The following is a 16,618-nucleotide window of genomic DNA, read 5'->3' as shown; positions in this document are numbered from 1 at the left end:
GAGTCACACGATGCGTATCAGCACCGTCACCATGTTCGACCAGAGCGTGACCTCCATGAACCGCCAGCAGGGCGACTTCCTCAAGGTGGGCCAGCAGATCGCCAGCGGCCGCCGGGTGGTCAATCCCTCCGACGACCCCCAGGCCGCTTCCCGGGCGGTGGGGGTCTCCCAGGCCCAGACCGTCACCCAGCAGTACGCCGACGCCCGGGTCAGCGCGCGCAATGCCCTCTCCCAGTCCGAGAGCGTGCTCAACAGCGTCAGCGATGCCATCGCCGGCGGCAAGACGCTGCTGGTCCAGGCCGCCAGCGACACCCTGAGCGACGCCGATCGCCAGTCGGTGGCCTCGGAGCTGCGCGGCATCTACGAGACCCTGATCGGCCAGGCCAATGCCACCGACGGCAACGGCCGCTACCTGTTCGGGGGTTACAAGGACGACAGCCCGCCCTTCATCCGCAATGGCGACGGCAACGTCGAATACATCGGCGACCAGAACACCCGCGCCCAGCGCATCGACGCCTCGCGGCTGATGCCGGTGGCCGACAACGGAGCGAGGATCTTCCAGGGCGTGGCCATCGGAGCGAGGTATATCGCCGAGGCCGGCGACAACGCGGGCAATGTCACCTTCAAGGGGGGGCCCCAGGTCACCGATCCCGCGGATCCCGGCTTCGGCGACACCTATACCCTGGTCTTCGACGAGGACGGCGGCGGCAACCCGATCTTCGAGGTGACGGCCTCCGATGGCAGCGTGGTGGCCGGCGGTGCCCATGTCGACGGCCAGCCGATCGCCTTCGGCGGGCTGAGCATTACCCTGGAAGGCGATCCGGCGGTCGGCGACGAGTTTCGCGTCGGCCAGGCCGAGGCGATGAACACCGACCTGTTCGAGTCCTTCGAGAAGGCCCTGGCGGTGCTGGAGAACCCCGCCGCCACCCCGGCCGAGAAGGCCGAGCTGCGCAACACCCTCAACACCGTGATGCGCGAGCTCGACAACGGCCTCGACAACGTGCTTACCGTACGCGCCTCGGTGGGGGCACGGCTCAACGAACTCGACGTGGTGGATGCCGTGGGCGGCAACCGCATGATGAACTTCGAGCAGACGCTGTCGGACCTGGTCGACCTGGACTACGCCGAGGCGATCTCCGAGTACAGCCTGCGCCAGGTGGGGCTGCAGGCGGCCCAGAAGGCCTTCGTCGATATCAAGGGGCTGTCGCTCTTCGACTTTCTGCGCTGACCGCGCATTGCTCTCTCCCGGTCGTGGTATCGCTACCTCCCGCCATGACCGCTTGTCCCGCCCTGGTTCGCGTCCCGGGCGGTTTTTTTTTGCGCTCAGCCGACGCCCGAGAGCGGTGCCAGGGCGTCGAGCAGCTGGCGCAGGAAGTCGATGCCCTGGGCGAACAGCCCCTGCAGGAAACGACCGATGTCGATCATCAGCACCATCATCAGCGCCAGGCCCACGGTCAGTGAGGTGGGAAAGCCGATATTGAACACCGTCAACTGGGGCGCCGAGCGGTTGAGGATGCCCAGCGCCAGGTTGATGATCAGCAGCGCGCCCACCAGCGGCAGGGCCAGCAGCATCCCGGAGACGAAGATGGTGCTGCCGTAGCGGGCCAGCATCTCGAAGGCGCCGGGATTGAAGCCGCCCAGGCCGATCGGCAGGGTCACGAAGCTGGTCGCCAGGATCTCCAGCACGATCAGGTGGCCGTCGAAGGCCAGGAACATCAGCAGCGTGATCATGTAGAGGAAGCGCGACAGCACCACCATGTTGGTGCCGCTGCCGGGGTCGAAGAAGGTGGCGAAGGCCAGGCCCATCTGCAGGCCGATGAACTCGCCGGTGGCCTGCACCACGGCGAAGGTGACGCGCATCACCAGCCCCATGGCGATGCCGATCAGCACCTGCTCGACCATGATGCCGACTCCCGCCCAGGAGAGCACCGCGGCGGTGGGCGGCGTCGGCAGGGTGGGGGCGATCACCACGGCCACCAGGGCGGCCAGGCCCACCTTGGCCTGGTTGGGGACGCTGGAGTGCCCCCACAGCGGCGCGGCCGCCAGGAAGGCGGTGAGCCGGGCGAAGGGCCACAGGAAGGCCACCAGCCAGCCCTGCAGTTGGGCGAAGGTGACGTCCACCATCAGCGGCCCCTCGGCATCACGACACCATCAGCGGGATGTTCATGAACAGCTCGCGGGTGAAGTCGGTGATCAGCTTGAGCAGCCAGGGGCCGGTGAGCACCAGCACGACGAATACCCCGAGGATCTTGGGGATGAACGACAGGGTCATCTCGTTGATCTGGGTGGCGGCCTGGAACAGGCTGACGATGAGGCCGGTCACCAGGGCGGTGAGCAGCAGCGGGCCGCCGAGGAAGAGGGTCACCTTCATGCCCTGGTAGGCCAGGCCCATCACCGTTTCGGGGGTCATGCGTCGCTCCCGGTCATAGGAAGAAACTCTCCGCCATCGAGCCCACGATCAGCTGCCAGCCGTCGACCAGCACAAACAGCATCAGCTTGAAGGGCAGCGAGATGGTGACCGGGGGCACCATCATCATGCCCAGCGACATCAGGGTGCTGGCCACCACCAGGTCGATGATCAGGAAGGGGATGAAGATGGTGAAGCCGATCTGGAAGGCGGTCTTCAGCTCGCTGGTGACGAAGGCCGGCACCAGGATGCGCAGCGGCACGTCCTCGGGCCCCTGCATCGGGCCGACGTCGGCGAGGCGGGCGAACAGCGCCAGGTCGGGCTCGCGGACCTGGCCCAGCATGAACTCGCGGAAGGGCTCCTGGGCCAGCTGCAGGAACTGCTCGAAGTCGATCTGCTCGGCGGTGAGCGGCAGCCAGGCGGTCTCGTAGACCAGGTTGAACACCGGCGCCATGACGAAGAAGGTGAGGAACAGTGCCAGCCCCAGCAGCACCTGGTTGGGCGGCGTGGCCTGGGTGCCCATGGCGGTGCGCAGCAGGCTCAGCACGATGATGATGCGGGTGAAGCCGGTCATCATCAGCAGCAGGGCCGGCAGGAAGGCCATGGCGCTGAGCAGCAGCAGGGTCTGCAGCGAGAGCGACCACTGCTGGCCGCCGTCCGCCAGCGGCTGGCTGACGATGCCGGGGAGCTGCTGGGCCAGGGCCGCGTCGGGTAGCGACAGCAGCAGGACCGCGAGTCCCGCCGTCAGGCGAAGAAGGCGGCGGCTCACGATCTGTCTCGCCCCAGGCCGCTGTTGTGTTTCAGCGCCTTGGCGAAGCGCCTGGCGAAGCTGTCGCCCTCGGCGAAGGCCGGCCCGCCGCCGGTCGTCGTCTCGCCGATCGGCGCCGGGGCGGGGAGCTCGTGGAGCTTGCTGACCTGGCCGCCGCCCACGCCGAGCACCAGCCAGGTCTCTTCCACCTGGACGATCACCACCCGCTCGCGATTGCCCACGCTGGTGCCGCCGACCACCCTCAGGCGGCCGCCGTGCGCCTGGCGGTTCACCCCGACGCGCTTCAGCACGGCGCTGGCGACGACAATGATCACCACGATCAGCGCCAGGGCGGCGGCGGTCTTGCCCAGGGTGGCCAGGCCGATCAGGGCGTCGCCGGCGGCCAGGGCGTCGAGGCCGCCGGTGCCGGCGTCGCGGGGGGTATCGTTCATGGCGGTCAACGGTTCAGTTTCTGCACGCGCTCGGAGGGGGTGATGATCTCGGTGATGCGGATGCCGTACTTGTCGTCGACGACCACCACCTCGCCCTGGGCGATCAGGTAGCCGTTGATCAGGATGTCCATGGGCTCGCCGGCCAGGCCGTCGAGCTCGATCACCGAGCCCTGGGCCAGCTCGAGCAGCTGCTTGATGGTGATCCGGGTGCGGCCGAGCTCGACGGCGAGCTTGACCGGAATGTCCATGATCATCTCCAGGTCGCGCGCCGCGGCGCTGCCGCCGCCCTGCTCGAGGGGACGGAAGACGCTCTCGCCGGCGGCCTTGGCCCTGGCGGGTTCGGGCTCCTCGTCCGGGCCGTCGTCGCCCGACGCCGAGGCGGCCTGTTCGGCCATGGCCGCGGCCCAGGGGTCCTCGTCGTCGCCCTGTCGTTCGGCTTCGTGCTGTTCGGCGTTTTCTTGTTCGAACATGGCATCGGCCCAGGCGTCGTCGATGCTCTGATCGGGCTTCTTGGGATCAGTCATTCTTGGGTTCCTTGGATGGCGGCGCCGACCCCTTGACGAAGGCGTCGGACGACGCAGCGGTCGGGGCGTGGTCGATCATGCGGATCACCCGCAGGGCCCGTTGCTCGTGCTGGCTGCCGTAGTCGCACTCCATCACCGGCACCCCGTCGACCCGGGCGATGATGGCTTCCGGCAGCTCCAGGGGCAGGATGTCGCCCACCTTGAGCGCCATGACGTGGGCGATACGGGTGGGAATGGTGGTGAAGTCGGCGACCAGCTCCACCTCCGAGTGGCGGATCTCGCCGGCCATGCGCTTCGCCCAGCTGCCGTCCGGATCGTGATGGCCGTCGTTGAGCGGGTTGGCCAGCAGGTCGCGCAGCGGCTCGATCATCGAGTAGGGCATGCAGATCTGGAAATTGCTGGCGAGGTTGCCGACTTCCAGGTTGAAGGAGGTGGTCACCACGATCTCGTTGGGCGAGTTGGTGATGTTGGCGAACTTCGACTGCATCTCCGAGCGCAGGTAGCCGATCTCCAGCGGGTAGACCGACTTCCACGACTCGCTGTAGGCGTCGATGGCCAGGTTGAGCAGGCGCATGATGATGCGCTGCTCGGTGTTGGTGAACTCGCGGCCTTCCGACTTGGTCAGGAAGCGACCGTCGCCGCCGAAGAGGTTGTCCACCACCATGAACACCAGGCTCGGCGGAAACACGATCAAGGCCGAGCCGCGTAGCGGCTTCATGGCGATGATGTTGATGTTGGTCGGTACCGGCACGTTGCGCGAGAAGTCGCTGTAACTCTGGTAGCGCACCGCATCCACGGTGATGTCGGCGCTGCGCCGCAGCAGGTTGAACAGCCCCATGCGGAAGTGACGGGCGAAGCGCTCGTTGATGATGTCCAGGGCGTGCAGGCGCTCGCGGATGACCCGGTGCTGGGTGGCCGGGTCATAGGGGCGGATACGCGAGTCGTCGCCGCCGGCGCCGGTGGTGGACTCCTCCTCGCCGCTGACGCCCTTGAGCAGGGCGTCGATCTCTTCCTGCGACAGCAGATCGTCTTGGGACATGAAGGATCGGTTCCCCGAGGGTTATTGCACGATGAACTCGGTAAAGAGCACGTCTTCGATCACCAATTCGGGCTGATGGTCGGTCATCGGCGGGTCCAGCACCGCCATCACCTGGTCGCCGAGGCGCTGCTTGCTGCCGGGGTCGGTCAGGTCGCCGGCCTGCTTGCCGGCGAACATCATCAGCAGGCGGCTGCGTACCTGGGGCATGTGCTCCTCGAGGATCTCCCGGGTCTCCTCGTCGCCCACCTTCAGCGACAGCCCGGCATAGAGCAGGCGCGAGCCGTAGGCGTCGTCGGCCAGGTTGACCGTGAAGGGGTCGATCTTGACGAAGATCGGCGCCCGCCGTTCCGGCACGGCCTCGGTCGATGCCAGGACGGCGCCATCGCGCTGGTCGAGCACCAGGTAGATCACCGCCGCCGCCACGGAGGAGGAGAGGATCACCAGGATCACCATGAGCCACAGCAGCTTTCTGGAGCCACCCTTCGATGTCGCCATTGCCTTACCTATCCAGAGGGTTGTGGTGCCAGCCTGCCCAGTATGCGGACGCAGGCCGTGGCACCATGAAACGAACAGGCCTCGGGAAAGGGCCTATCTTGGCTTTTTGCGTGGTGCCGGGTGGCGCCGTTCGGGATATCGTCAGGCGTAGAGATCCACCCGGCCGGCGAGAGCGATATCGGCCGCCACCGGCGGGGCTGAGGCGCCGGGGCCCTCGCTCTCGTCGCCCGGCTCGACTGCCAATCCGCCGCCGGCCATGCCGCGACCGGCGAAGTCGCGCGCGGCCCCGTCACGCGACTGTTCGCCCACCGACGCCTCGCCGAGGCTGATGCCCTGCTCGGCCAGCGCCTCGCGCAGCTGGGGAATCGCCTGCTCCACGGCGCTCCTCACCGGCGCGTGGGCCGACAGGAACTGGGCCTGGGCGGCCTGCTCGCTCACCTTCAGCGAGACCGTCAGGGGGCCCAGTTCCGCCGGGTTGAGGTGCAGCTCGATGCGCTGCTCGCCGCCGCGTTGGCCGAGCATCACCAGTTGCTGGCCGACCTGCTGCGTGAACTGTTGGGGCCAGGCAGGGCTGGCGAGCGGTGCCGGCAGGGCGATGGGGGCGGCACCGGGCGTGCCGGCAGCGGCGGCCACGGACGGCTGGCCACCCAGCAGGGCGGCGAAGCTCTCGCCTCTTGGCTCGGCGCTGCGAGACTCGGCGGCCGTCGGCAGGGTGTCACCCCGGGCGGCCTGTGCGGTGGCCTGTGCGGTGGACTGCGCGGAGGGTAACGGCTCGGGACGCGGGGCTGCGCCGCGCTCGCTGGCCGCACGGATCGTCTCCAGGGCCTGCGGAGCGGCCTGACGTTCGGGACGCGGCGGCTCGCCGGCCATGGAGTCGTGGCGCTCGGTGCGCATCGCCGGCCGCGCTTCGGCCCGGGGGGCGTCGCTCGGCGCGTTCTGCAGGGCCTGGCCGGCCAGGGTCGGCCAGGCGCCGGTGTCGGCCAGAACCGTTTCGGGCGGGTGGCCGGGCGCCGCCTCCGGCGGGACCTCGGCGGCTTCTATGGCGGCTATCCGGAGGGCGAGTGCCTCGGTGTCGAGCGCCCGCTCGGCCAGGTCATCGGCCGGCAGCGTTGCGTCGTCGCGGCCGGCACCTTCGATCAGCGCCAGGCGCTCGGCGATCTCGGCCAGCCGGGCATCGCCACCTTCCGCCGGCGTGCCCTCGCCAAGGGCCTGCATCATCACCTCCCGGCTGCCCGGGGCGAGGTCGAATTCGCCGCCAGCCGCCACGCCCAGGTACCGTCCGGCCTCGGTGGCCGGCTGGCCGCGCGCGGTGAGTGCCTGGGCGTCGGCGCCCGGCTTGCCGGCACGGGTCAGCGCCAGGGCGAAGTCGCCCTTGGCGCCGGGGTTCGACGGACCGGCGGGGGTCGGGCCCTGGCCCGGGGCAGATGCGAGTAACAGCGGAATGTCCATGTCGGTTCTCCGGCGGAATCAGGGGGCGCTCGAGGCGTGGCGTTCGCGGATCAGGCGACCGTTGACCAGGTCGTCGCTGGCGCGCAGCTCCCGGCGCTGCTCCTTCAGGTTCTGCTGCATCGCCCGGCGGGAGACCAGGGTGTCGTAGGAGGAGAGCTTGCGCTGCTCCTGCTGCCACTGGGCCTGGCGCTGGCCGACGCGCTGCTGCTGGGCGGCCAGCGCCTGGCGGGCGCGGGCCAGGGCATCGTCGAGGGAGTCGAGGAAGCGCTGGTAGTTGCGCATGATGGCCGGGTCGATGCCCTCGCGCATGGCCTGCTGCAGGCGTTGGGCGTACTCCAGCCGATAGCGGCCCAGCGATTCCAGCTGGCCCGCCACCTGCCGTTCGCTTGCGCGTTCGCCGGCGAGCGCCTGGCCGGCCTGGTCGCGGGCCTCCCGGGCCAGGTCGACCAGGGTCTCGAGCGGTGTGGATGCGGTGCTCATCGTGTCCCTCCGAGTGCGCTGGCGAGCCCCCGGTGCGAAGCCTCCAGGGAGGCGCAGTCGTCGATGCGCTGTTGCAGGAAGGCCTCCAGCTCCGGGTAGTACTGGACGGCCTCGTCGAGCTGCGGGTCGTGCCCGGGGCTGTAGGCGCCGACGCTGATCAGGTCGCGGTTGCGCTGGTAGCGGGAGAACAGCCGCTTGAAGCGCTGGGCGAGCTGCAACTGACCGTCGTCGACGATGGCGGTCATGGCGCGGCTGATCGAGGCCTCGATGTCGATGGCCGGGTAGTGTCCGGCCTCCGCCAGCTCCCGCGACAGCACGATATGGCCGTCGAGGATCGCGCGGGCGGAATCGGCGATGGGGTCCTGCTGGTCGTCGCCTTCGGTCAGCACGGTGTAGAAGGCGGTGATCGAGCCGCCGCCGCGCTCGGCGTTGCCGGCCCGCTCCACCAGGCTCGGCAGCTTGGCGAACACCGAGGGCGGATAGCCCTTGGTGGCCGGTGGCTCGCCGATGGCCAGGGCGATCTCGCGCTGGGCCATGGCGTAGCGGGTCAGCGAATCCATGATCAGCAGCACGTCTCGGCCCTCGTCGCGGAAGCCTTCCGCCAGCCGCGTGGCATAGGCCGCGCCCTGCAGCCGCTGTAGCGGCGAGGTGTCGGCGGGGGCGGCGACCACCACGGCGCGTCGGCGGCCCTCCGGCCCCAGGATGTTGTCGATGAAGTCCTGTACCTCGCGGCCACGCTCGCCGATCAGCCCCACCACGATGACGTCGGCCCGGGTGAAGCGGGCCATCATGCCGAGCAGCACCGACTTGCCGACGCCGGAGCCGGCGAACAGCCCCATGCGCTGGCCGCGACCGACGGCGAGCAGGGCGTTGATGGCACGGATGCCGACGTCGATCTGGCGCTCGATGGGGGCGCGGGAGAGGGGGTTGAGCGGCGGGGTCTGCAGGGGGGCGTGGGGCACCTCGTCGAGGGGGGGCTGGCCGTCGAGCGGCTCGCCGTTGCCGTCGACCACGCGGCCCAGCAGGGCGTCGCCGAGCGGGAAGCGGCGGGTGCCGTGGCCGTTGCCTCCGCCCAGCGGGAAGACCCGGGCGCCGGGCAGCAGGCCGGTGATCTCGGCCAGCGGCATCAGGAACAGGCGCTCGCCGGCGAAACCCACTACCTGGGCCTCGGCATGGCGCGTCGCCTCGTGGCGGTAGGGCGTCGGGAGTTCGATGCGGCAGGCGCTGCCCAGTGGGGCCTGCAGGCCGATGGCTTCGATCACCATGCCGGTGGCGCGCACCACCCGGCCGCTGGCGCGGAAGGGCGGGACCGTCTCGATGCGCGCGCGCACCTTGTGCAGCGACGCCTGCCAGCGCCGATGGTGCGGGTTGGCCGGGGTCGCGGCGCTCACGTGGCGCTCCCGTTGCCGTCGGCGGGGCGCCGCCGGCGCACCTGGCCCTTCACCGCCTGCCAGCGGCTCTCCCAGGTGGCGTCGAGCTCGCCGCTGGCGCTGGTGACGCGGCAGCCGCCGCGGCGGAGCTGGTCGTCGGGCTGCAGCGTCCAGCCGGCCGCCTCCAGCTCGTGGCCGAGATGCTCCTCGACCAGCCGGTGGTCCAGCGGGTGCAGCCACAGGCGTGGCTTGCCGGTCATGGCCGGCTCGGAGTGCAGCAGGGCGCGGACGGTCTCCAGGACCTGGCGCGGGCGCGCCTTGAGGGCCTCGCCGGCGAGCTGGCGTCCGGTGGCGAGTGCCAGCTCGACCAGCTCGCCGGCCACCGCCTCGTCGAGCCGGGCCAGGGCCTCGCCGAACTGCTCGGCCAGCGACAGCAGCGGAGCCAGGGTCTCGCGTACCTCGCGCTCGAACTCGGCGCGGGCCTGTTCGCGGCCCTCGGCCAGCCCCTGGGCGAGCCCTTCGGCATGGCCGGCCGTGAATCCCTCGCGGTGGCCCTGCTCGCGGGCCTCCCGGCTCACCTGCTCGCGCAGGGCGCGCAGTTCGGCCTGTCGCTGGAAGGCCGCCTTGCGCCGGGCGGTCTCGCTCGGCGAGGGGCCATCGTCCCTGGCGGCTTCCTCGCGCCGACCGACCAGCTCGTCCATCTCCCAGCGGCGCCAGGCGACTTCGTCGTCGCGGAGCGGCTGGCGGGCGGTATCGCCGCGGTGCAGATCAGACATAGGTGTCGTCCCCGCCGCGCAGCACGATCTCGCCGGTGTCGGCGAGGCGCCGCACGACCTGCAGGATCGCCTTCTGCTCGGCCTCCACCTGGGAGACGCGGATCGGCCCGCGGGCCTCCATGTCCTCGCGCACCAGGTCGGCGGCGCGTTGGGACATGTTGCGCAGGAACTTGTCCATGAGCGCCTCGGGGGCGCCCTTGAGGGCGACCACCAGGGAGTTGGTGTCGATCTCCTTGAGCACCAGCTGGATGCTGCGATCGTCCAGGTCGAGCAGGTTCTCGAACAGGAACATCTCGTCGATGACCCTCTGTGCCAGGTCCTCGTTGTGGGCGCGAACCGTCTCGATGACGGCCTCCTCCTGGCTGGAGTTCATCAGGTTGAGGATCTCGGCCGCGGTCCTCACGCCGCCCATCTTGCTGCGCTTGAGGTTCTGGCCGTCGAGCATCCCCGAGAGCACCTCGGTGAGCTCCTGCAGGGCCGCCGGCTGCACCCCGCTGAAGGTGGCGATGCGCAGCACCACGTCGTTGCGCAGCTTGTCGTCGAACAGCTCGAGCACGGCGGCGGCCTGGTGGCGCTCCAGGTGGATCAGCACGGTGGCGATGATCTGCGGGTGCTCGTCGCGGATCAGCTCGGCCACCAGCGGGGCCTCCATCAGGTTCAGGGCATCGATGCCGGAGCTGGCGCCGGAGGTCTCGAGGACATCCTCGATCAGGCTGGAGGCGCGCTCGCTGCCCAACGCCTTGGTCAGCACCGAGCGGATGTGCTCGCTGGAGTTGAGGTTCAGCGCGATGAACTCCTCGGTCTCGGCGTGGAACTCGGTGAGCACCTGTTGCATCTCCTCGTGGGAGACCTGGTCGAGGCGGGCCATCTCGGCGCTGATGTCCTGGATCTCGCCGGCCGAGAGGTACTTGAAGACCTCCGCCGCGCTGTCCTCGTCGAGGGCCAGCAGCAGGATGGCGCTGCGTCGTGCGCCGCTCGTCTGGGCCTTAGTCATGCTTGTTCATCCAGCTGCGAACGATCATGGCGACCATGCGCGGGTCTTCATGGGCCATCTCGCGCAGGTCGCTGAGGTTCTGTTCATAGGCCGAGGACTTGCGCTTGCGCCGGCGCGGCGGCGCGTAGGTGTCCTCTTCGTCCCCCGTGGCCGCGGGGTCCTCATCGTCGCTACCGCCGACCTGGGCCCGCAGGGTGGGGGCCGGCTGAGGCAGGGTCACCGGTGCCTGGGTGTGGCGCTTGATCAAGGGGCGCAGGATCAGCAGGTAGAGCAGCAGGGCGGCCAGCGCCACCAGCAGGTAGCGTCCCAGGGTGAGCGCCAGCTGGTGGACCTGCGGTGATTGCCACCACTCCGGGGTCTCCCCGCGCTCGTCGACGCGGCTGAAGGGGCTGTTGACCACCTCGACCTCGTCGCCGCGGGCTGCCGAGAAGCCCATGGCCTGGCGCACCAGGCGCTCGATCTGGGCGATCTCCTCGGGGGCGAGGGCCGTGCGGACCGGCTCGCCGTTCTCGTCGAGGTCGTCGCGGAAGTTGACCACCACCGCCGCCGAGAGCCGCTCCACCTGGCCCAGGCGGTGCTCCACGTGGGCCACGCTGCGGTCGACCTCATAGTTGGTGACGTCGTCCCGGCGCAGGTTGTTGAGGGCCTGGAGCCCGGCGGCGTCGCCCTCTTCGCCCTCCTCGCCTTCGGGCCGCTCGATGGGCGACGGCGCCGTGCCGGGCGGGGTGTTGCTCAGGGCCCCGGGAATGCCCTGGGCCAGGTCGTCGCCGCCGTTGTAGGAGAGGCTCGACTGGCGGCTGCGCACCGCGGCCTCGTTGGGGGGCTGGTTGGGGCCGTAGCGCTCCGAGGTCTCCTCGCGACGGGAGAAGTCGATCTGTGCCGCCACCTGGGCGCGGACGTTGTCGCGGCCGAGGATCGGCACCAGGATGTTCTCGATGCGCCGCTGGTAGGAGCGCTCGACCTCGTTGATGTAGTCGAGCTGGGTGCCGTCCAGGTCGCGGCCCTTGGCACCCTGCATCGACAGCAGGCGGCCGTTCTGGTCGACCACCGTGACGTCATCGGCGGCCAGCTCCGGCACGCTGCTGGAGACCATGTGGACGATGGCATTGACCTGGCCCTCGCTCATCACCCGGCCGCCGTGCAGGGTGAGGATCACCGAGGCCTTGGCCGGTTCCCGGTCGCGCACGAACACCGACTGCTTGGCCAGGGCGAGGTGCACCCGGGCGCGCTCCACCGGCCCCAGGGACTCCATGGAGCGTGCCAGCTCACCCTCCAGGCCGCGCTGGAAGTTGACCTGTTCGGCGAACTGGCTGATGCCGAAGGCCTGGCCATCCATCAGCTCGAAACCGACGTTGCCGCCCCGCGGCAGGCCCTGCTCGGCCAGCTGCAGGCGCAGGCCGTGGACCTGGTCGCCGGGCACCAGCAGTGCCTGGCCGCCCTGGCTGAAGCGGTAGGGAACGCCACGGTTGTCCAGCTCACCGATGATGCGGCCGCCATCGGCCTCGGTGAGGTTGCTGTAGAGCACCCGGTACTCGGGGCTGCGCGCCCACATCAGCAGTGCCACCACGATGGCGATCGAGGCGGCCCCGGCGATCATCAACGGGATCAGCGGATTGGCGCGCAGCTGGGCCATCAGGCGCTCGAGGCCCGCCTGGCGGGGAGTGTCCTGCTGCCGGGAGGCGTCCTGGGAGCCGGTGGCCGAGGCACCATTGCTCATGTGCACCACCTCACTGAGGGGGTGCAGTGGATCCCGGGTCCCACGGTCATCGAAGAAGAAGGCATGTCCTGCGTCCATTCATCGCGGTTGGCCGCCCGGTCGAACAGGCGGAACTCTGATGGACGCCATTATCCGCGGCAGCGTCGAGCGTGAACCGCGGAAAAGCCCGTCTTTTCGTGCCCATTTGGGGGCATGGTTTCCCGCCGGGGTTGGTAGCCTTGGCAGCACTGTTTTTACCGTCACAGGCGAGGGGTTTCCATGAGTTCACCCGCGATTCAGTCGGCACTGACCCAGATGCAGTCGCTGGCGACCCAGGCCGCCGGTCAGCCGCCCAAGGGCCAGCAGGTAGCCACGGCGGTGGGGGCGGGCGGCTTCGCCGGTGAGCTGCAGGCCTCGATCCAGCGCATCAACCGCCTGCAGCAGGCCTCGGCGGCCAAGGCCGAGGCCTTCCAGGCCGGCGACCCTGATGTCGAGCTCAACGACCTGATGGTCGACATGCAGAAGGCCAGCGTGGCCTTCCAGATGGGGGTTCAGGTGCGCAACCGCCTGGTGACGGCGTACAAGGACGTGATGAACATGCAGGTTTAGTCTTTCCTGCTGCCTCTCATCGCTCGCGACGGAAATACACTCGGGTCGACACCAGTGTCATGCTTCCAGGTCGACCAGCCGGCCCTGGACCTCCTGCAGCCGCTCGGCGATCTTCAGCACCTCCTCGGCGGGAATCTGGCGGATCACCTCGCCGCTCTCGCGGTCGACGATGCGGGTCACCACCCGCGACTCGTGCTCCGCCAGCTCGAACTGCACCCCGTAGTGACGCATCACCTCGTTGATACGCTGGATCGGTTCGACCAGCTCGCCCCTGCCCAGCGCCACGCTGCTGCTCTCGGCCTGGGCCAGGGCGCCGCCGGCGGTAGGCAGGTTGGCGAGTACCCTCTCGACCTGTTGGCGTGGCGTCAGGTCGTTGAAGGGCGAGGTCGAGGGAGCGGATGTCGCGTCGGTCAGCGGTGAGCTCATGGCCGGCTTCCTTTGGTGCTTGCTGTCGTGATGAGGCCGCGCCGGTACCGGCCGCGGCGACCCTGATAGATTCCGTCACGAGTGACAGTCACTAGCGATTATCGGCACGCCGGGCCGGGGCTTTAATGCCGGTGCCGGCCGAGAGGGCTTCCAGCCGGTGCTCGCCGCGGGCCTCGCCGACGCCGACCTCGATCAGCAAGGCATGCCGGCAGCCGAGCCGCGACTGGCACTGGCGAAGCTTCTTGAGCTCCCGGTGGCGTGACTGCTGCAGGGTGCTCTTGTGCAGCTCGATCACCGCCAGGCGCTCGTCGTGGCCACGGCGGTGGATCAGCAGGTCGGGAAAGATGGTGCGCGCCTCGGTGGCATCGCTGGTGGTGGCGACCACCAGGTTACCCTTGCGCTGCCTGGGGTCGACCCAGCAGTTGAACTCGCAGTCGACGTCCCAGTCGGGGAACAGCGGTTGCAGGTGGCAGGCCAGGCGACAGGCGATACTCCGTTCGCTCGCCTCGTCGTCCAGCAGGGCCGCGTCGCGCTCACCCAGCCGCTTCAGTGCCAGATTGAGCCTGTCGACGACGTTCATGTCCGATGCCGTGGGGAAGGTCTCCATGCGGGTCATCGCTGCGTCCTCACCTGTGGGTTAAGCCATCCGGGGATCGCGTTTGTTATTGGTTCCTTGGCTATCGGCCAGTGGCGCGGCATCTTTAATTCCACCGCTGGTCGAGTGGCATCAAGCGTTGTCCGGTTTGGGCCGACTGACTGTCAGCCGGTGGTCAGGCAAGCGGCCGGCCTGCGAGGGCGGCGACGAGTTCCTCGTGCTGCTGCCCGAGTTCGACGCCCTGGATGCGGTGACCCGGGTGGCGCGGCGGCGGATCGAGGAGGTCAGCGAGCCCTTCTCGATGGGTGGCCATGAGTTCCGGGTGGGGTGCATGGAGAGCGGTGAGGGGCTGGAGGTGCACTATCAACCGCTGGTCGAGCGCGACAGCGGCGAGGTGCATGGCGCCGAGGCGCTGCTGCGCTGGAGCCCGCCGGGGTTCGGTGCGGTCTCCCCAAGGGAGTTCATCCCCCTGGCGGAGCGCTCGGGACTGATCATCCCCCTGGGCCAGCGACTGATGCGGCTGGTGGCGGCCCAGCTCCGGGCCTGGCGCGAGAGCTGGGCCTGCGCGTGGTCGCCGAAGGGATGGAGACCGAAGCCCAGCGCCAGGCACTCTCTCGCTATCCCGTCGGTCTGCTCCAGGGCTACCTGACCGGGCGTCCGGTCGACGCCGCCGGGTTCGAGCGGCGATGGCTACGGGCCCTGGTGGCGTGGGAGGGCGCGGCTATCGCCAGGGAATGAGCCCTGCATCCTAAAGTCGTAGGCGAGGCCGCCGATATGGCGTCGGGACGGCGCGTAGCACCCGCGTGCCGCCCCTTGCTCGACTTCCCTGCCTGAGAGAGTGTCCATGCCTACCTCCCTGCGTCTTCGCATCCTCATCGCTACCGTGGCGGTGATCGCCGTGGCCCCAGGGAGAGGAGGCCAATTCACCCGACAGTGCAAGGCGGCATCATATTCGGTATGGGTGAGGATTCTGATGGAGCGTTTCCCTAAAGTTGCCTCGGAAGAGGCCGATAGAGTAGGTGACCTTGGTTTACTACCACCGTTCAAGGAGGCGAGCATATGGCAAGTATTTCCTCTCTCGGAGTTGGCTCCGGGCTCGACCTGACTGGCTTGCTCAATCAGCTGAGCGCTGCCGAGCGCCAGAAGCTGCAGCCCATTACTCAGCAGAAGGCCCAGGAGCAGGCCAAGATCTCGGCCTATGGGCGCCTGCAGTCCGGCTTGGACAAGTTCCAGGACGCCGTGGCCAAGCTCAACGACACCTCGCTCTACACCGCTCTGAGCGCCAGCGTGCAGGGGGACGGCATCAGTGCCACGGCGAGCGCCGAGGCGACTGCCGGGAGCTATGAGGTCACGGTGACTCAGACTGCCCGTGCCGGCAGCCTGGCCAGTACGCGGGTGACCGATCTGGAAGCCACCCTGACCGATGCCGACGCCAGCATCGACCTTACCTTCGGCGATGGCTCAACCCACAGCGTGGCACTGGCTCAAGACGCTACCCTGGCGGAGATCCGCGATACCATCAACGATGACCCGGATGCCGGCGTCAATGCCTCGATCATCAACGATGGGGAGGGCCACCGTCTGGTGCTGACCTCGAAGGAAACCGGCGAGGATGCCGGGATTACCGACATGACCTTCACCAACTTCACTGACGCCACCCTGGAAGCGGATGCCAGCACCCAGCAGCTGGGGCGTGATGCCCTGCTGAACATCAACGGCATCGAGATCACCAGCACGTCCAATACCGTGGAAGATGCCATCCAGGGGGTGACCCTCACATTGGATGCCAGTGCCGAAGGCAAAACGGCCACGGTGGTGATCGAGCAGGACAGTGAGTCCCTCAAGGAAGCCGTCGGCGAGTTCGTTTCTGCCTATAACGAGATGAAGTCCACCATCGGGCGGATGACGGCGGTGACCGGTGATCCGGAGACCGCCGGCGAGCTGGTCGGCGATCGTACCGTGCGCACCATCGAGTCGCGCCTTAGTCGTGATCTTGGCGACTTGGTGGAGGGGGGAGACATCGAGCTCTTCTCTCAACTGGGCATCTCGTTGACCCCCGAGGGGCGCCTGGAGCTCGACGAGACCAAGCTCGATGAGGCGATCGCCAGTAATCCCCAGGCCCTGGCCGACTTCTTCGCCGGCGATAGCGATGAGGCCGGTATGGCCGGACGCCTGGAGGCGACCCTGGGTCAGGTGCTGGACAGTGACGGGATTCTCAAGCGTTCCATCGACAGTTCCGAAGGGCGAGTGGGGCGGCTCGAGGAGCGCTTCGACCGCACCGAGGTGCGCATCGAACGCACCGTCGATCGTTTGCGCCAACAGTTTGGGCAACTGGATGCCATGCTGGCGCAAATGAACTCCATCAACGATTTCCTGACGCAGCAGCTTAGTTCACTGAATTTTCAGAACGATTCTTAGTCCTTCCTGAGCGATTTCCTTTACGCGGGCCCGTCGATTCGGGCCCGCTTTCGTATTGGAGCGAAGGTGGCGCGCTTGGTGTCAGCTGGGGCCAGTGCCGGGCTGGGCATCGCCTCTGGGGGATACGAAAAAAATTCATC

The 16,618-nt window shown here is 68.6% G+C and carries 19 protein-coding genes; 4 read left to right on the top strand and 15 right to left on the bottom strand.

Annotation, left to right across the window (positions count from 1 at the left end; genetic code table 11):
- The first annotated feature begins 10 nt into the window (after nt 1-10).
- Nucleotides 11-1,228: a flagellar hook-associated protein FlgL gene (gene flgL, locus CR157_RS14780; RefSeq protein ID WP_110284291.1), complete on the top strand. Its 1,218-nt coding sequence runs from the start codon at nt 11-13 to the stop codon at nt 1,226-1,228.
- 95 nt (nt 1,229-1,323) lie between these two features.
- Here the strand turns inward: flgL and fliR are convergent, their stop codons facing one another.
- The 13 genes from fliR to fliF all read right to left on the bottom strand — a co-directional run bounded on the left by fliR (nt 1,324) and on the right by fliF (nt 12,451).
- Nucleotides 1,324-2,124: a flagellar biosynthetic protein FliR gene (fliR, locus tag CR157_RS14775; protein ID WP_110284290.1), complete on the bottom strand. Its 801-nt coding sequence runs from the start codon at nt 2,122-2,124 to the stop codon at nt 1,324-1,326.
- Nucleotides 2,125-2,140: 16 nt separating this feature from the next.
- Nucleotides 2,141-2,410, bottom strand: coding sequence for a flagellar biosynthesis protein FliQ (gene fliQ, locus CR157_RS14770; RefSeq protein WP_110284289.1), 270 nt, complete (start codon nt 2,408-2,410; stop codon nt 2,141-2,143).
- A gap of 13 nt (nt 2,411-2,423) precedes the next feature.
- Entirely contained in the window at nt 2,424-3,155 is a 732-nt protein-coding gene (gene fliP / locus CR157_RS14765) for a flagellar type III secretion system pore protein FliP (protein ID WP_306766786.1), read from the bottom strand.
- A gap of 17 nt (nt 3,156-3,172) precedes the next feature.
- Nucleotides 3,173-3,607, bottom strand: a complete 435-nt coding sequence (gene fliO / locus CR157_RS14760) for a flagellar biosynthetic protein FliO (protein ID WP_110284287.1) — start codon at nt 3,605-3,607, stop codon at nt 3,173-3,175.
- Between the two features lie 5 nt (nt 3,608-3,612).
- Nucleotides 3,613-4,131, bottom strand: a complete 519-nt coding sequence (gene fliN / locus CR157_RS14755; RefSeq protein ID WP_110284286.1) for a flagellar motor switch protein FliN — start codon at nt 4,129-4,131, stop codon at nt 3,613-3,615.
- On the bottom strand, nt 4,124-5,170 hold the full coding sequence (fliM, locus tag CR157_RS14750) for a flagellar motor switch protein FliM (RefSeq protein ID WP_110284285.1): 1,047 nt from the start codon (nt 5,168-5,170) through the stop codon (nt 4,124-4,126). Before fliM ends, fliN begins: the two co-directional genes overlap by 8 nt.
- A gap of 21 nt (nt 5,171-5,191) precedes the next feature.
- On the bottom strand, nt 5,192-5,665 hold the full coding sequence (gene fliL, locus CR157_RS14745) for a flagellar basal body-associated protein FliL (RefSeq protein WP_110284284.1): 474 nt from the start codon (nt 5,663-5,665) through the stop codon (nt 5,192-5,194).
- Between the two features lie 141 nt (nt 5,666-5,806).
- On the bottom strand, nt 5,807-7,114 hold the full coding sequence (locus CR157_RS14740; protein ID WP_110284283.1) for a flagellar hook-length control protein FliK: 1,308 nt from the start codon (nt 7,112-7,114) through the stop codon (nt 5,807-5,809).
- A gap of 18 nt (nt 7,115-7,132) precedes the next feature.
- Entirely contained in the window at nt 7,133-7,594 is a 462-nt protein-coding gene (gene fliJ, locus CR157_RS14735; RefSeq protein ID WP_110284282.1) for a flagellar export protein FliJ, read from the bottom strand.
- Nucleotides 7,591-8,985, bottom strand: coding sequence for a flagellar protein export ATPase FliI (fliI, locus tag CR157_RS14730; RefSeq protein WP_110284281.1), 1,395 nt, complete (start codon nt 8,983-8,985; stop codon nt 7,591-7,593). Before fliI ends, fliJ begins: the two co-directional genes overlap by 4 nt.
- The gene (gene fliH, locus CR157_RS14725) at nt 8,982-9,740 is read right to left on the bottom strand and encodes a flagellar assembly protein FliH (protein WP_110284280.1); all 759 of its coding nucleotides are present in this window, start codon (nt 9,738-9,740) and stop codon (nt 8,982-8,984) included. The genes fliI and fliH overlap by 4 nt, the downstream gene beginning before the upstream one ends.
- The gene (gene fliG, locus CR157_RS14720; protein ID WP_110284279.1) at nt 9,733-10,734 is read right to left on the bottom strand and encodes a flagellar motor switch protein FliG; all 1,002 of its coding nucleotides are present in this window, start codon (nt 10,732-10,734) and stop codon (nt 9,733-9,735) included. Before fliG ends, fliH begins: the two co-directional genes overlap by 8 nt.
- Nucleotides 10,727-12,451 (bottom strand): flagellar basal-body MS-ring/collar protein FliF, encoded by a 1,725-nt coding sequence (fliF, locus tag CR157_RS14715; protein ID WP_110284588.1) that lies wholly within the window; start codon nt 12,449-12,451, stop codon nt 10,727-10,729. The genes fliG and fliF overlap by 8 nt, the downstream gene beginning before the upstream one ends.
- A 258-nt stretch (nt 12,452-12,709) precedes the next feature.
- On the opposite strand from fliF, the gene fliE reads away from it, so the two are divergent.
- The gene (gene fliE, locus CR157_RS14710) at nt 12,710-13,039 is read left to right on the top strand and encodes a flagellar hook-basal body complex protein FliE (protein ID WP_110284278.1); all 330 of its coding nucleotides are present in this window, start codon (nt 12,710-12,712) and stop codon (nt 13,037-13,039) included.
- Nucleotides 13,040-13,096: 57 nt separating this feature from the next.
- On the opposite strand, the gene CR157_RS14705 is transcribed toward fliE, so the two are convergent.
- Nucleotides 13,097-13,465: a flagellar protein FlaG gene (locus CR157_RS14705; RefSeq protein WP_110284277.1), complete on the bottom strand. Its 369-nt coding sequence runs from the start codon at nt 13,463-13,465 to the stop codon at nt 13,097-13,099.
- A 91-nt stretch (nt 13,466-13,556) separates the two neighbouring features.
- Nucleotides 13,557-14,081: a hypothetical protein gene (locus tag CR157_RS14700; protein WP_110284276.1), complete on the bottom strand. Its 525-nt coding sequence runs from the start codon at nt 14,079-14,081 to the stop codon at nt 13,557-13,559.
- A 127-nt stretch (nt 14,082-14,208) separates the two neighbouring features.
- Here CR157_RS14700 and CR157_RS14695 point away from each other — a divergent pair, with 127 nt between their 5' ends.
- Together CR157_RS14695 and fliD are read left to right on the top strand one after the other, a co-directional pair.
- On the top strand, nt 14,209-14,709 hold the full coding sequence (locus CR157_RS14695) for an EAL domain-containing protein (protein ID WP_258364184.1): 501 nt from the start codon (nt 14,209-14,211) through the stop codon (nt 14,707-14,709).
- Nucleotides 14,710-15,119: 410 nt separating this feature from the next.
- Nucleotides 15,120-16,478, top strand: coding sequence for a flagellar filament capping protein FliD (gene fliD / locus CR157_RS14690; protein WP_110284275.1), 1,359 nt, complete (start codon nt 15,120-15,122; stop codon nt 16,476-16,478).
- Nucleotides 16,479-16,618: the final 140 nt, after the last annotated feature.

Origin of the sequence: Halomonas sp. LBP4, from assembly GCF_003202205.1 — a bacterium.
Lineage (GTDB): Bacteria > Pseudomonadota > Gammaproteobacteria > Pseudomonadales > Halomonadaceae > Halomonas > Halomonas flagellata.
The sequence above is the reverse complement of the archived record's forward strand: the minus strand, read 5'-3'. Positions and strand labels throughout refer to the sequence as shown.

Excerpts from the sequence above, each read along its gene's own strand:
- flgL (WP_110284291.1), top strand. The coding sequence starts at position 11 with ATGCGTATCAGCACCGTCACCATGTTCGACCAGAGCGTGACCTCCATG.
- fliR (WP_110284290.1), bottom strand. The coding sequence starts at position 2,124 with ATGGTGGACGTCACCTTCGCCCAACTGCAGGGCTGGCTGGTGGCCTTC.
- fliQ (WP_110284289.1), bottom strand. The coding sequence starts at position 2,410 with ATGACCCCCGAAACGGTGATGGGCCTGGCCTACCAGGGCATGAAGGTG.
- fliO (WP_110284287.1), bottom strand. The coding sequence starts at position 3,607 with ATGAACGATACCCCCCGCGACGCCGGCACCGGCGGCCTCGACGCCCTG.
- fliN (WP_110284286.1), bottom strand. The coding sequence starts at position 4,131 with ATGACTGATCCCAAGAAGCCCGATCAGAGCATCGACGACGCCTGGGCC.
- fliM (WP_110284285.1), bottom strand. The coding sequence starts at position 5,170 with ATGTCCCAAGACGATCTGCTGTCGCAGGAAGAGATCGACGCCCTGCTC.
- fliL (WP_110284284.1), bottom strand. The coding sequence starts at position 5,665 with ATGGCGACATCGAAGGGTGGCTCCAGAAAGCTGCTGTGGCTCATGGTG.
- CR157_RS14740 (WP_110284283.1), bottom strand. The coding sequence starts at position 7,114 with ATGGACATTCCGCTGTTACTCGCATCTGCCCCGGGCCAGGGCCCGACC.
- fliJ (WP_110284282.1), bottom strand. The coding sequence starts at position 7,594 with ATGAGCACCGCATCCACACCGCTCGAGACCCTGGTCGACCTGGCCCGG.
- fliH (WP_110284280.1), bottom strand. The coding sequence starts at position 9,740 with ATGTCTGATCTGCACCGCGGCGATACCGCCCGCCAGCCGCTCCGCGAC.
- fliG (WP_110284279.1), bottom strand. The coding sequence starts at position 10,734 with ATGACTAAGGCCCAGACGAGCGGCGCACGACGCAGCGCCATCCTGCTG.
- fliF (WP_110284588.1), bottom strand. The coding sequence starts at position 12,451 with ATGAGCAATGGTGCCTCGGCCACCGGCTCCCAGGACGCCTCCCGGCAG.
- fliE (WP_110284278.1), top strand. The coding sequence starts at position 12,710 with ATGAGTTCACCCGCGATTCAGTCGGCACTGACCCAGATGCAGTCGCTG.
- CR157_RS14705 (WP_110284277.1), bottom strand. The coding sequence starts at position 13,465 with ATGAGCTCACCGCTGACCGACGCGACATCCGCTCCCTCGACCTCGCCC.
- CR157_RS14700 (WP_110284276.1), bottom strand. The coding sequence starts at position 14,081 with ATGACCCGCATGGAGACCTTCCCCACGGCATCGGACATGAACGTCGTC.
- fliD (WP_110284275.1), top strand. The coding sequence starts at position 15,120 with ATGGCAAGTATTTCCTCTCTCGGAGTTGGCTCCGGGCTCGACCTGACT.